Here is a 13,789-nt window from a genome sequence, read left to right as displayed (position 1 = left end):
ATGGGATAAAATGTTTCGTGAATAATTTGGAATATATTAAAGGAGCAAAAAATGGACGAAAAACAAATCCTCTGCGTCAGCAACGCATATTTACACAAATACTACTTAGGCAGCTCATTTGCCAAACTTCCTACGGCAATAAAAGAAGAACTCCAGATTGCCTGTGTACTATTTACAGAAAAGGTTGGTGGCATACTTACACTTGCCTTTGATGATGATAAAAATCTCTACATTCACACAGCAAGCAATGATGATGATTATTCTTATGATGAAATCCATAGCGGTATGTTACTCAGTCAGTTTCAAAAAGAAAAAGAAGAACTGCTTGCAGGGATTGAAAGATTTTATAATGAGTTTGTCAAAGGAGAAGTATGAAAGGCTTTAAGATAGGAAATGTTGAACTAAACGGCAGGCTGGTCTTAGGTCCGATGGCGGGTGTTACTGACTTACCTTTCAGGGTGCTCTGCAAGGAAAACGGAGTAGCGCTTACCTATACTGAAATGGTCAGTGCAAAGGGTTTTAAGTATAAAAATAAAAATACAGAAGAGCTTATAACGGTGGATGAAAGAGAACGTCCCACAAGCCTTCAGATATTCGGCTCGGATGCGGATATTATGGGTGAAATGGCAGCTGCTGTAAACGATAGAAATTTCGATATCTTAGATGTAAATATGGGTTGCCCTGTGCCAAAGGTAGTAAATAACGGAGAGGGCTCAGCCCTTATGGAGCAGCCTGAAAAAATTGCGGAAATTGTTAAAAGTCTAAAGAAAAATTCTAAAAAACCTGTTACAATTAAGATAAGGGCAGGATTTACAGTGGCAAATAAAAATGCTGTGGAAGTGGCTAAAATAGCGGAAGCAGCAGGAGTAGACGCAATAGCCGTACATGGGCGGACAAGGTCGCAGTATTATAGCGGACAGGCTGACTGGAATATAATAAAAGCAGTTAAAGAGGCTGTAAGCATACCGATTATAGGAAACGGTGATGTGGTCACAGAGCTTGATGCAAAAAAAATGCTTGAAGAAACCAGCTGTGATGGTATTATGATAGCAAGGGGGGCAAGAGGAAATCCTTGGATATTTAACAGGATTAATACTTATCTTGAAAAAGGAGAGATTCTCCCTCCGCCTACAGCAGACGAGTTTCTTAATATGATATTAAGACAGGCAACCTGGATGATAGAGTATAAGGGGCTTTACACAGGAGTAAGAGAAATGAGAAAGCACATAGCCTGGTTTACAGCCGGATATCCCAACTCGACTAAGTTAAGAGGAGAAGTAAATAAACTTGAGACTTACGAAGATTTGAAAAAGCTGATGGAAAACTATGTAGACAGTATTCGTGACTCACGAGCATTTGAGAGGTAAGATATGGTAATTAAAAAAGTAGAACTTGAAAAAGTAATCGGAGTAACAAGTAAGATACCTGAAATGCCGCATCCTGAATTTGCTTTTGCGGGCAAATCAAATGTAGGCAAGTCTTCGCTGATTAATGCGCTTATGAACAGAAAGGCACTTGCCAGGGTATCGGCACAGCCGGGTAAGACTCAGACTATAAATTATTATAATGTAAATGATGAAATTTATCTTGTAGATTTGCCCGGATACGGTTATACTAAAGTAGCTGTGGAAGTTAAAGCTAAATGGGGTAAGATGGTAGAGAAATATCTCAGACAATCTAAGATGTTAAAATATGTATTTTTATTAATTGACAGTAGACATAAGCCATCTGAAAACGATATAATGATGTATGAATGGATTGTGAGTCAGGGTGTAAATCCTATTATAGTTGCAACTAAGATAGATAAGCTTAAAAGAAGCCAAATAAAGGGGCAGATGGAACTTATAATTAAAACCCTTAACCTGACTTCTAAGGAGCAGTTACTTCCGTTTTCGTCTGAAACCAAAGCCGGTGTAAAGGAGCTTTGGGAAATTATTGAGGATATTTATCCAGAACAAGAGAGTTAAAGAGGAATGTATACACATCATCACCCTTTTTGCTCCATTCTGAACAGATTTTTTCTGCAATATTTTCAGCAGGTACTAAAAAACTTAGACTAAGTAGTTTACTTTGGTACTCATTTATATTAAGATTAACTACAAAATCACCGTTTCCTACTGCTTCAAAATTGGCAGTGGTAGAGATGTCGCTTTTAATTGTCTTAGAGTTATCACTTAAGTATGATTTGATTTCGTTTTTTATTGACTGACTTATATCATTACTCAGTAGTTCTAAGGTATGTTTGCCTTCGTCTGTAGAATTGAAAAAGGAGCTGTTCATTGTATTTTCGGATTTAATAAGACCTGTTTTTGTAAGCTCTGAAAGTGCAGTCTGAAGGTTGAAATAAGTGGCATATCCCTTTTGTAACATAAAATCGGAAATTCTTGCATTGGTAAGAGGATATTTAGTAAGATTCAACATATATAGGATCATAAGCTTGTATAAAGTCATAGCGTTCTTTGCCATAAGAGTTAACCTCCTGAGTGTTGTATTTATATTATATGATACCAATGGTTTTGGAATTTGTCTATATTTGCAATAATTTTTCTACAAAAGACTCAGCCGGAATTTTTCGCAGAGTATTTAACCCCAATTATTAACCCCATAGGTCACAGACCTCTTATTCTGCATAATGCAATAGTATTAAGATATAAATTATTTTTAAGGAGAATATATATGGATTATAGTAAAATGACTATAGTGGAACTTCGTGCTTTGGCAAAAGAAAAAGGTGTAAAAAGCACTACTACTCTCAATAAGGCAGGGCTTATTGCTGCCCTTGAGAGCATTGGCGGCGGAGAGGAAAAACCTGCGGCAAAAGAGCCTGAGAAGGTGGCCGAGGTGAAAACTCTCTATACGGAGAAAACCCGTGCAGGACAGACTGAGACAGGAGTTCAGTATGCGAGCCGTCCTCAGATGAGACAGCCCGAACATATTCAACGCCCTTATCAGAGCCGCCCTCAGAACAATTATGCACAAAATCAATATTCAGGTCAGGGACAAACCCAAGGCCAGCAACCTCATACCCGTCAAGTACGCTCATTAACCAGTGAAGAAGTGAAACAGAACATGATAGCTGCCGTAAATGCCATAACCAGCAATAAGGAGATGGCTTTAAGTATTCAGCAGCAGTTTCTTGCACTTGGCACCAACGGGGATATTGCAAGCCTTGATTCTGGCGAGACTAAGACAGGAATCTTGGAGGTTATGCCTGAAGGTTTTGGTTTTATAAGATGCGACAACTATCTTCCGGGAGAAAATGATGTATATGTCTCACCTGCGCATATCAGGAGATTTAACCTGAAAACCGGCGACATCATAGTGGGAAATACAAGAGTAAAGAGCAATACTGAGAAATTCGCGGCAATTCTTTATATAAGAACGGTAAACGGAAAATACATTAAGGAGTCTTTGGAGCGCCCAAAATTTGAGGATCTGACACCTATTTTCCCAAACAGAAGAATAAGGCTTGAAACTCCCGGCGAGAATGTGATTTCTATGCGTATGGTAGATCTTATTGCGCCTATAGGGAAAGGTCAGAGAGGAATGTTGGTATCTCAGCCAAAGGCAGGTAAAACCACTCTCTTAAAACAGATAGCAAGGGCTATTACGGAGAACAACCCTGAAATGCATCTCATCATCCTTCTGATTGATGAACGTCCTGAGGAAGTTACTGATATGAAAGACTCTATTATGGGAGAGAAGGTTGAAATTATCTACTCTACCTTTGATGAGGCTCCTGAGAATCATAAACGCGTGTCAGAAATGGTTATTGAGCGTGCAAAACGCCTTGTTGAATATAAGAAGGATGTTATTATTCTCCTTGACAGTATTACCAGACTTGCAAGAGCTTATAACCTCACAGTATCTCCGAGCGGAAGAACTCTTTCGGGCGGTCTTGATCCGGCGGCACTTCATATGCCTAAGAGGTTTTTCGGTGCAGCCAGAAATATGCGTGAGGGCGGAAGTCTTACCATCCTTGCTACAGCCCTTGTAGATACAGGCAGCAGGATGGATGATGTGGTATTTGAGGAATTTAAGGGTACAGGTAATATGGAACTTGTGCTTGACAGAAGTCTTTCAGAAAAGAGAATCTTCCCTGCCATCGACCTTGCAAAGTCCGGCACCAGAAGGGATGACCTGCTCTTTACACAGTCAGAGGCAGATGCAAATGATATAATTAAACGTACTCTTTCAGCCAGAAATGTAGAGGACGGGGTTGAAAACATTATTAAAATCTTTAAAACCTTTGAAACTAATGAAGAGGCGGTAAGCTACATCAATAAGCAGTTTGGGGATAAAAAGCTGATAAGATAAAGGATATTATGGCTTTATGGAGATTATAAGCAGTAAAGACAATAAAAGAATAAAATACATCCGCAGTCTTTTGGAAAAAGGAAATATTAGAAAAAAAAATCATCAATTTGTAGTAGAGGGAATAAAATTAGTAGATGAAGCCTTAGAATACGGTAAGGTACTTGAGGTAGTATGTGCAGAGAGTCTGTATAACGAGTTAATTTCAGGTGATTTATCGGGAAATCGTCTGCTTGCGGAAAATGATAAAAATATAACAAACTATGTAAAAAAAGGAAGTTCTTTGCTGGTGGTTTCAGATACGGTATTTAAGTCCATGTCTGAAACCAAAACTCCGCAGGGAATACTTGCAGTAGCAGAAATGCCTGATTACAGACTTTTGGATAAGGGATTTTTAGAGCAGGCCTATACTAAAAATGGGAAAATAAAACTACTTGTTTTGGAAGATACCGCAGATCCGGGTAATCTCGGTACTATAATGCGTACCGCAGAAGCGGCAGGAGTTACCGGAGTTATTATGGGTAAAGGTACTGTGGACATATTTAATCCAAAGGTAGTCCGTTCAACCATGGGAAGTATATTCAGACTTCCGTTTACTTATGTGGAAGACTTAAAAGAAACTATAAAAGAGCTTAAGAAATCGGGAATAAGTTTTTATGCCACTCATTTAAAAGGAGAAAAAAGCTATAAAGATATCAAATACAGCGGCAGGTCAGCGATTATTGTGGGCAATGAAGCCAGAGGACTCAGTGATGAGGTGGCAGATTTAGCTGATACCTATGTGCTTATACCGATGCAGGGGAAGGTAGAGTCCTTAAATGCCGCTGTAGCCGCTGCACTTATGATGTATGAGGTGTAGGGGGAGAGGAGATGGAAGATGGGAAGAAATTTTTTGAATGAAGTATCCTTTTATTGTTTGGAGAGTGAAAATCAGTTTTTTGATAGAAAAAGCGCTAGGATAAAACCGCTTGATATTATAAGACATTTAGTTGCATTTGCTAATGCAGAAGGTGGGCAATTAGCTATAGGGATAGAAAATGATGGCAAGATTGAGGGTTATTAAGTATGATGGAATGTATCCTAAGGTTGGGATAGAAATAAATATTATTAAAGAAAAAACATTTGATGGAGCTATTCCTAATATTATTAGAGAAGCCAGGGAGTTTATTAATGCCCAATTAAGGGATTTTCAGTTTTTAACTCAAAGATATTCCAGAAATCCAAGAATAGCAAGAATATTGTGTGAATTTGGATGGGTAAAGGAAATGAATGAAGGTGTTAAGAGAATATATTCTGAGATGGAAAAAGTGTTTTTGAATAAGCCACAGTACTCTGAACCTAACAATAATGTTCTTTTAGTTTTAGAGAATAATGTAATTAACAGAAATATACGAACAGGAGACCAAATTGAACGTGTTATATCAAAAGTAGAGCTTGACAAGTTGAATATTGATGAAATGGCTGTTTTATATTATATGTATAATAGTGGAGAAAATATGACAACTAAAAGAGCGTCTGAACTCACTACTAGGGGAACTACATTTTGTAGGAAAATGCTTAAAAATCTTGAAAGAAAAAAGATATTAAAATGGATAGGAACATCTATGAACGACAGCAAACAATATTATGTATTGAATTTTTAGTTTTTTTGGAGTTGAGAAAAATCAATAAAAGTTGAGTAGAATTAAAGAATAATAAATAAAAATCTGCTAAATGAAGTAAAATCAAGTAAATTGGCGCGTTGAGTAGAGAAACTAAAAGTTGAGTAGAATCAAAGGATGATAAATTAAAAATTGCCAAATGAAGTAAAATCAAGGTAAATAGTCTGTGTTGAGTAGAAGAAACAAAAGTTGAGTAGAAGTTAAAATTATAAACAAAGCAATGAGTTTAAATATATCAATTAACCCATTGCTTTGTTTTTTGTTCATAGGAAATTTTTACGAAATTCGCTATGAACAAAAACCTCTCAGAGGGATGCGCAGTTCACGGTAGAGAAGTTTGCCTGGTGGCACGGCTTACGAGCGCAGTGTATGCAAACACACACTTTTAGATGTTTTATGGCAACACCTTCCCACTTGCAAGATACAGCTTATACCACTCATTATGCGTAAGTTCTGCCTTGCTTGCAGCGGCCATATCTCTTAAATGTTCCGGATTCATAGTGCCTGCGATGGCCTGCATCTTTGCAGGGTGGCGGAGTATCCAGGCTATAGCTACGGCGGTTTTTGATACGCCGTACTTCTCTGCAACTTCTCCTAAAGCCTTGTTTAACTCAGGTAGCTCAGGATCATCTACAAAACATCCCTTAAAGAAACCTTTTTGAAGAGGAGACCAGGCCTGAATGGTGATATCGTGCAGGCGGCAATAATCAAGAGTTCCGTTGTCACGGTCTATGGAACGCTCTGTAGTCAGGTTGTTTATATACAAAGCCTGATCTATGAGCTGGGACTGCTCAAGTGAGAACTGTAACTGATTAAATACCAAAGGCTGCTTTACGTATTTTCTAAGAAGTTCCATCTGTAAAGTAGGCACATTGCTTACGCCGAAATGACGGACCTTACCTGAGGTAAAAAGAATATCAAAAGCCTCTGCAACCTGTTCGGGTTCAAATATAAGATCAGGCCTGTGAAGCAAAAGTGCATCTAAATAATCGGTTTTAAGCCTCTTAAGGCTGTCATCCACACTGGAAAGAATATTTTCTTTAGTCCAGTCAAATTCATTTCTGTCAAAACAAAGCCCGCATTTACTCTGGATAATTACATCCTCGCGCTTAACGCCCATATTAGAAAAAGCATCTCCGAAGCGTGTTTCTGCTTCTCCGTTGCCGTAACAGGTAGCGTGATCAAAGAAATTAATGCCCAGTTCTAAGGAGACAGAGATTATATTCTCTGCTTCCTTTACAGAGAGGGAAGGCATACGCATACAGCCGAGTATTATAGCAGGGACAGACTTGGGACCGTTCACAACATCAAATTTTTTCATACTGACTCCTTTCATTACATTTTCTGATAATTACATCTGATATAAGAATAGCATAATACAGTCGCAATAGATAGTGTTATCTTTTTCACAAAATAAATATACAAAAATGGTGTGAAAATAAAAACTTTTCTCATCAGAATAAAGAATGAACATCACAGGTTTCAAGTGTGATATAAACCGGAAACATAACCAAAGTAAAAAACGTTTATATTCCTCGGGGTTAAATTACCATTCGCATTCCTCCCGCACTTTATCCAAAAAATAGTGATAATACTTCTCTTTAAGCTCTTTACGCCCCTCACGTCGCATAAAAATCCGCTTTCCGTCTGTCATCACAAACGAATCGTCTTCCACTCTTACTACCGCTTCCAAATTAACTGAAGAATAGCGGTGACAGCGTAAGAAATTACTAAACTTCAAGCGTTTCATGGCCTCTGAAATTGAGCAACGCACCGGAATTGCCTCTTTTTTGCAATAAATCATTATGCCGTTGCGGATGGTTTCAATATACAAAATCTGACTTTTAGGAATTGAAATTTCCTTGCTGCCATTGGGGAAAACAATTATGCTATCTTCTTTGGCAAAAAAAAACCGAAGCCTGTGCATTGCCTCTTCGATTTTTTCCTCTGTCAACGGCTTAATTAAATAATGTGTTGCCTCCACTGCAAAGCCGTCAGCCAAGTGTTCCGCACTGGTAGTTGTAAAAAATAAACGCACTTCATCATCTTTTTGTCTGATTGCTTTGGCTGTTTCCACCCCATTTATACCTCCCATATAAATATCCAAAAAGATAGCAGCAAATTTTCCCTTTTGAAATTCTGATAAAAGTTCTTCTCCGCCACTGAAGCCTTGAGTATAAATCGTTCGTTGATGCTTTTTTCCATATGCCTCAATCAGTTTCAAAAAAAGCTCAAAATCTGTTTTATTATCATCAACTACTGCAATTTTCATTATCCACCTCTTACTACTTTCTGAAATCTCAATAAATCAATGTTAAAAAGGCTATTGGAGCAAACACAAAAACCTGTAGTTTTCATTTTTTTAAACCTTTCCAGTATACATTATACCATAAGTTGAAGTTTTAAAAATACAATTCAGCACAAAAAAAGGCAATCCGGCACAAGTCTATTGAAAAATACGCATTACAGCATTAAAATCATCTTACTGATAATGTGATTCTTAGGTATTTTAAATGGTTATAATCTATTAATTAAAATATATAATTTTTTTATAAAAAACCCAAATATAGCAAAACTGTATACATTAAAAGGGCAATATATTATAAAAAACCATAATAAAGTAAAATATTTTTTGGACACAAAGGTGTACGTTGCCGGATGGGAATAAGTCGGTTATCAATATACCTTGTAAAATATATCTAAAAAGAAAGAGGTAGAACTATGAGAAGCGAGAGGAAAATGGTGCGTTCCTTACTGGCAAGATTTATGGTCTTGATGATGGTCATTAATCTGCTTGGAGGGATTAATCCAAGCGCTGTAAAGGCAGGTCCCGATGAATATTATAAAAATGGCAGTGAAAAGCAAGAAAATGGCGTAACCATCAGTAAAAAAGTTACACGATATAACGCAGCTGACGGTACATATGATATTGAACTTAAAGTTAAAGGAAGCACCGAAGTAGTTCAAAACAATAAAATTTTGGATATTGTTTTGGTTATGGATACTTCAGGCAGTATGGAGGGAAAATCACTTGAAAATGCCAAAAAGGCTGCTAATAATTTTGTGGATAAATTACTTCCGCAAAATAACAATGTTAATATAGGAATAGTATCTTTTGCAGAAAAAGGTGAGATAAAGAGTGGTTTGACAAGAAATGTTACAACTCTCAAAAATGCTATTAAAGGATTAAAAGCGGATGGTGGAACCTATACTCAGCAGGGTCTTGAAAAAGCTGCCACTGTGCTTAACGGCGCACCGGCTGAACATAAAAAGGTTATGGTAGTAATCGGGGATGGGGAGCCTACTTATGCTAATGGCGAACATCCTAATTTTGATAAGGGGGGATTTTACAGGATTTATAATCCTGCTACTAAAAAAGAAGGTTATGAGCAATGGTATGGGAATGCATTTAAATGGCTCGGAAAAGGATATAATTCAGCCCATAGAAACTATCTTGTAAAGCTGATAAACGGAGGCTTTGGAAATGGAACCAAGGAAAGAAAAGGCTGGGGGCATGTAAGTTGGCCATTTAATTTAATGGATGATTATTTTGAAAACGCTACATTAAAAGCTGCCGATACAATAAAAAATAACACTGAGATAATTACAGTAGGTATAGACATAGAAAATAATGATTTAGCTAAGTCTATAATGAATAAGTTGGCAACAAGCGGAAAATACCTGAAAGCAGGTGCTGTAGCAGGAGAGCTGGATAAAATCTTGGATGACATCGCAGAGAAATTGCAAAAGAAAGTATCTGAGGGTGTTATAACAGATAATATGAGCGAGTATGTGAACTGCTTAGTAAACAGTGTAAAACTGTCAGGTAAAAGTGAAAACCTTAGTCCTGAAATTTCAGATAAATCTATTACGGTCAGAAATATAAACTTAGGTAAAGATGAAGAATTAATTATTAGTTATAAGGTCAAGCTTAAGGATAATTGGAAAGATGGAGAGTTCCACAAAGCTAACGGGAAAACTACCTTATTACCGACTAAAAACGGACAGGAAATGGACTTTAATGTTCCTGAGATTAGGTCTGACAGGGCAACAACTTCTATTGTTGTGAATAAAAAGTGGGTAGGTAACAAAGTGCCGGATGGTCTAAATGAACTTACACTTGAAGTTATCCCTAAAACCTCTGAAAATTATAGTATAACAGTAAAAAAAGATGATAATTGGACAGGAAAGCTTGAAAATTTACCAAAATATAAAAACGGATCTAAAATAGAATATAATGTAGCAGAACCTGCCGGAAATAACTATGAAAAGATAGGAGAGATTACAAAAACTGAATCTTCTGACGGTGTTTTAACATTTAAAGTAACAAATAAAAGTACAGAAAAAACCTCATTTACAGTTAAAAAAGATTGGGCAAGTACACCGGAAGAATTGAAGTTTGATGTAAATGTACAGCTTTATGCCGATGGAAAGAAGATTGACGGCAAAACAGCTACTATATCAAACGGAAATACTGAAGTAACTTTTGCCGGGTTGGATAAATACAGCCCTGTCGGGAACAAAATTAATTACACTGCTAAAGAAGTAGGCGAAGAAGGTGGTAAATTAACTTATGGTAACTTTAACTTTGAAGTAAAGTATGAGACAGTTAATGGTATATATAAAATAACAAATAAATGTAGCAATCCGGGAAATGCTACCTTTGCAGTAACTCTGACTAAGATATGGGAAGGCTGGAAAGGTGAGTCTGCAAAAGAAGCTAAATTTAACTTTAGAGACGGAAAAGGAAATGTAATTCCTGTAACCTTGGATACTAATAATAATGTACCAACACAGGAAACTGATAAGACAACTTGGAAAAAAACTATTAAGTTACCTAAATATTATTTTGATGGAACTGAGGCATCATACAATGTAACAGAAGAAAATAATAATGCAGGCTTTACTTCCGACAAACCAAACGGAGCGCCCGTTGATGCTAACAATACAAATCCGACCTTTACTAACAAAAGGGTATTACAAAAGATTACAGTTACAAAGGACTGGGGAGTAACTCCTGATGAATTTATTAAAGAAATAAATGCTGTTCTTTCAGGTAAAGCCGGGACTTATGAAGTAACAGAGACAAAGGCAATTAATAAGGGTGGGACAACAGCTGAATTTGAAGTGCCTACAACTACACCTGACGGTGCCCCTATAGAGTATGCAGCCATTGAAGAAGGGGTTAACAATGCGGGTATAATTTCAATAGGCGGAAAAGAATTTAAGGTTACTTATCCGTGGAAATATAAAATTGTTAATACTTACACCGGACTGGAAAACGATACTATAAAGCTGACTATTAAAAAGAAGTGGGTAGGCGATGGAAGAACAAATGCTGAGTTTGAAGTTAAAGATGAGACAGGAAATAAAGCGGCTAATAACATTATCTTAAATAATGATCCTTGGAGTACCACAATAGAATTACCAAAGTGGGACAAGGTAACAGGACAGCTTAAGAAATATACTGTAAATGAAGTGAATTTATCTAAAGCCTTTACTTCATCATCAGAATCTAAGACAGAGAATGATAAGATTGAAGTAACCTTCACAAATACCAGAATTAAAAGGTGGTTGGAAGTTGAGAAAAAATGGTTTGGAAATCCGGCTGTTGTAGCAAATAGTCTGGCTAACTTTAAGCTTGAATATTTGGGAGTAAACAGCAGGCAGTTCAGTTTACCGAATAATGATGGATCTTTGATACAGAAGTTCAATCTTCCTGTTTATGATTTAAACGGCAATCCTATAGAATATAAGATTTCAGAGACACCTGTAGAAGGCTTTGCAGCTGATGCAACAGCTCATACCGTTAAGCTGTCTGAACTTTTACAGGGAGAAACTCTTGCAATACCTAAAAAGATTACCTTTACAAATACAGAGCTGATTGATATAACTGTTAAAAAGGTTTGGGATGCCAATGTACCAATGCCTGAGCAAAAGTCTGTTGAAGCAGCTATATTTAACGGTGCGACAGAGGTGGATTCTGTAAAGTTAAATGAAGGAAATGGCTGGCAGCACACCTTTACCAACCTTCCTTACCTTGAAAACGGTTATACAGTAAAAGAGACTGCTGTCAATGGTGCAGAAGTTAATGATGATCTTAAAAAACTGTATGATATCGTGGTAGATAAGGAAAACATCAAGGAAACAACTACAGTTACAATTAAAAACAGTTTTAAATTAACTGTTCCTGCTGAAGACAAGATAAAAGTTGTGAAACAGTGGATGGTAAATCCCGGTAATAAGGAAGTTACAGTTAAAGTATTTAAGAAGACTATAGGCACTCCTGCGGAACCGTCCAAATGGGTAGAAACAAGTGATTTTAAGAAACTAAGAGGTGGTTATGTTTTAGAGACTGATTTTAACAAGCCTGCTGCTGCGGAAGATTATTATGTGCTTGAAACAGCCATTGGTGGTACAGAACTTACAGAAGATGAGATTCAGAATATACTGAACTCAAATAATCTTGAAACCGTTCAGTACAAGATAGGTGAGTATGATGTCTTGGTTAAGGAGCCGGAGGACAGGACATTCTTTATAAAGAATTCAAATGATAAAAAGCTTACTGAGCTAAATGTAGAGAAGCAGTGGTCAGCTCATACACTTGCGAGATATGTTCAGCCTGTTAAAGTACAGTTGTATGCAGAAACAGGAGGCGTTTTAGAGGCTGTAGGAAGTCCTGTAGAATTAAATTCAGCTAAGTGGAAGACAAGATTTAAGGGACTTGATAAATATGATAACAACGGTAAGGAGATCAAGTACCATGTAGCCGAAGTAGCTGTAGCTGATGAAATGAAGAATGATGTTACATTAAGTGATATTCAGAATGGCTACAAAATCGGAAAGTACGATGTTGCTGTAGATGGTGACGGAACAGAAAATATTGTTATCAGAAATGATGTAAATCTGGTTGACATTACTGCAAGGAAAGACTGGGGAACTGTTTCAGAAAGCAACAGAAAACCTGTTGAATTTACTCTTTACAAAAGGGAAGGTGCTGAACTTAAGGAAGTAACCGGTCGAACCTTAACAGGTGCAGGTGGTAATTGGACTGTAGAATTCAAGGATCAGCCAAGAGCAGATGAAAATGGAGAAGAATTTACTTACTATGTATTTGAGACAAAGATTGATGGAACAGCAGTTGGTATTGATCCGTTAGCAGGTGTGGGATATACTGTTGATCCGATTACTCAGACAATACTTTATACCACAGGAACAATAAATAACGGCAAATATTCTGTTGAAATATCGGTTAATGCTGTAAACAATAAAGAAATTGTGGTTAAGAATTCATTTACTGCAAATAATAGTGGGGGGATTATAGTGCCACCGATTCCAGGATTTGATCCAAATCCGCCGGCACCCGGCAATAATACGCCGGCAGTAGATGTACCTGATGACACTACTCCTCAGGGAAATGCTAATACAGATAAGACAAATACTGAGGCAGATAACACCGGTGCAGACAACGCAGATGATGACGGAGTTGTTGAGATTGATGAAGATGATACTCCTGAAGGAAAGGCAAAGGATGGTGCCGATAATTCATCACCTCAGGGTACAACCGATATTGGTGAAGATGAAACCCCTCAAGGAAGGGCAGCACTTCCAAAGACGGGTGGAACAGCCGGAGATTTCTTTGGTATCATCGGTCTCGGACTTATAGGTTTAGGCCTTGTATTTAAGAAAAGAAAAAACTAAATTCTGACAAAAATGAATAACTGCTATGCGCAGTCTAATCTTCCCCCTCCCGATTGGGAGGGGGTTTAATAATGTTAAGCCAAAATAATTGTGTTTGATTTGTAATGCCAAAA

Annotated in this window: 11 protein-coding genes; 8 read left to right on the top strand and 3 right to left on the bottom strand. The window is 37.3% G+C overall.

Translation table 11 applies throughout. The features are described 5' to 3' along the window. Positions 1-51 precede the first annotated feature (51 nt). Genes GCWU000282_RS05330 through yihA form a run of 3 tightly spaced genes read left to right on the top strand, consistent with a single transcriptional unit; the run spans position 52 to position 1,967 of the window. Entirely contained in the window at positions 52-375 is a 324-nt protein-coding gene (locus GCWU000282_RS05330) for a DUF6145 family protein (RefSeq protein ID WP_023354005.1), read from the top strand. Next, positions 372-1,367, top strand: coding sequence for a tRNA dihydrouridine synthase DusB (gene dusB, locus GCWU000282_RS05325; RefSeq protein WP_023354004.1), 996 nt, complete (start codon positions 372-374; stop codon positions 1,365-1,367). The genes GCWU000282_RS05330 and dusB overlap by 4 nt, the downstream gene beginning before the upstream one ends. Before the next feature lie 3 nt (positions 1,368-1,370). Continuing rightward, a complete protein-coding gene (gene yihA / locus GCWU000282_RS05320; RefSeq protein ID WP_023354003.1) occupies positions 1,371-1,967 on the top strand; it encodes a ribosome biogenesis GTP-binding protein YihA/YsxC in 597 nt (198 codons plus the stop codon). Here yihA and GCWU000282_RS05315 read toward each other — a convergent pair. Then, positions 1,933-2,466 (bottom strand): DUF4364 family protein, encoded by a 534-nt coding sequence (locus tag GCWU000282_RS05315; protein ID WP_023354002.1) that lies wholly within the window; start codon positions 2,464-2,466, stop codon positions 1,933-1,935. The two genes, yihA and GCWU000282_RS05315, sit on opposite strands and share 35 nt — an antisense overlap. 210 nt (positions 2,467-2,676) lie before the next feature. Between GCWU000282_RS05315 and rho the strand changes: the two genes are divergently transcribed. Genes rho through GCWU000282_RS05295 form a run of 4 tightly spaced genes read left to right on the top strand, consistent with a single transcriptional unit; the run spans position 2,677 to position 5,957 of the window. Further along, entirely contained in the window at positions 2,677-4,317 is a 1,641-nt protein-coding gene (gene rho / locus GCWU000282_RS05310) for a transcription termination factor Rho (protein WP_035039607.1), read from the top strand. A gap of 16 nt (positions 4,318-4,333) precedes the next feature. After that, the gene (locus tag GCWU000282_RS05305; RefSeq protein ID WP_023354000.1) at positions 4,334-5,173 is read left to right on the top strand and encodes a TrmH family RNA methyltransferase; all 840 of its coding nucleotides are present in this window, start codon (positions 4,334-4,336) and stop codon (positions 5,171-5,173) included. Positions 5,174-5,191: 18 nt separating this feature from the next. Further along, positions 5,192-5,377, top strand: a complete 186-nt coding sequence (locus tag GCWU000282_RS16995; protein ID WP_023353999.1) for an AlbA family DNA-binding domain-containing protein — start codon at positions 5,192-5,194, stop codon at positions 5,375-5,377. Next, complete coding sequence (locus GCWU000282_RS05295) at positions 5,352-5,957, top strand: ATP-binding protein (RefSeq protein WP_242828927.1); 606 nt, start codon at positions 5,352-5,354, stop codon at positions 5,955-5,957. The genes GCWU000282_RS16995 and GCWU000282_RS05295 overlap by 26 nt, the downstream gene beginning before the upstream one ends. A 412-nt stretch (positions 5,958-6,369) precedes the next feature. Here the strand turns inward: GCWU000282_RS05295 and GCWU000282_RS05290 are convergent, their stop codons facing one another. Both GCWU000282_RS05290 and GCWU000282_RS15800 read right to left on the bottom strand, forming a co-directional pair. After that, complete coding sequence (locus tag GCWU000282_RS05290) at positions 6,370-7,296, bottom strand: aldo/keto reductase (protein ID WP_035039605.1); 927 nt, start codon at positions 7,294-7,296, stop codon at positions 6,370-6,372. A gap of 225 nt (positions 7,297-7,521) precedes the next feature. Continuing rightward, positions 7,522-8,247 (bottom strand): LytR/AlgR family response regulator transcription factor, encoded by a 726-nt coding sequence (locus tag GCWU000282_RS15800; RefSeq protein ID WP_023353995.1) that lies wholly within the window; start codon positions 8,245-8,247, stop codon positions 7,522-7,524. Between the two features lie 449 nt (positions 8,248-8,696). On the opposite strand from GCWU000282_RS15800, the gene GCWU000282_RS05280 reads away from it, so the two are divergent. After that, on the top strand, positions 8,697-13,676 hold the full coding sequence (locus tag GCWU000282_RS05280; RefSeq protein WP_023353994.1) for a Cna B-type domain-containing protein: 4,980 nt from the start codon (positions 8,697-8,699) through the stop codon (positions 13,674-13,676). Positions 13,677-13,789: the final 113 nt, after the last annotated feature.

It is taken from the genome of Catonella morbi ATCC 51271, from assembly GCF_000160035.2.
GTDB classification, from domain to species: Bacteria; Bacillota; Clostridia; order Lachnospirales; family Lachnospiraceae; genus Catonella; species Catonella morbi.
This window is presented reverse-complemented; position numbering and strand designations above follow the sequence as displayed.

What these genes read in the sequence shown, in the direction of transcription:
- GCWU000282_RS05305 (WP_023354000.1), top strand. Translation starts at nt 4,334, where the DNA reads ATGGAGATTATAAGCAGTAAAGACAATAAAAGAATAAAATACATCCGC.
- GCWU000282_RS16995 (WP_023353999.1), top strand. Translation starts at nt 5,192, where the DNA reads ATGGGAAGAAATTTTTTGAATGAAGTATCCTTTTATTGTTTGGAGAGT.
- GCWU000282_RS05280 (WP_023353994.1), top strand. Translation starts at nt 8,697, where the DNA reads ATGAGAAGCGAGAGGAAAATGGTGCGTTCCTTACTGGCAAGATTTATG.
- rho (WP_035039607.1), top strand. Translation starts at nt 2,677, where the DNA reads ATGGATTATAGTAAAATGACTATAGTGGAACTTCGTGCTTTGGCAAAA.
- GCWU000282_RS05290 (WP_035039605.1), bottom strand. Translation starts at nt 7,296, where the DNA reads ATGAAAAAATTTGATGTTGTGAACGGTCCCAAGTCTGTCCCTGCTATA.
- yihA (WP_023354003.1), top strand. Translation starts at nt 1,371, where the DNA reads ATGGTAATTAAAAAAGTAGAACTTGAAAAAGTAATCGGAGTAACAAGT.
- GCWU000282_RS05295 (WP_242828927.1), top strand. Translation starts at nt 5,352, where the DNA reads ATGATGGCAAGATTGAGGGTTATTAAGTATGATGGAATGTATCCTAAG.
- dusB (WP_023354004.1), top strand. Translation starts at nt 372, where the DNA reads ATGAAAGGCTTTAAGATAGGAAATGTTGAACTAAACGGCAGGCTGGTC.
- GCWU000282_RS15800 (WP_023353995.1), bottom strand. Translation starts at nt 8,247, where the DNA reads ATGAAAATTGCAGTAGTTGATGATAATAAAACAGATTTTGAGCTTTTT.
- GCWU000282_RS05330 (WP_023354005.1), top strand. Translation starts at nt 52, where the DNA reads ATGGACGAAAAACAAATCCTCTGCGTCAGCAACGCATATTTACACAAA.
- GCWU000282_RS05315 (WP_023354002.1), bottom strand. Translation starts at nt 2,466, where the DNA reads ATGGCAAAGAACGCTATGACTTTATACAAGCTTATGATCCTATATATG.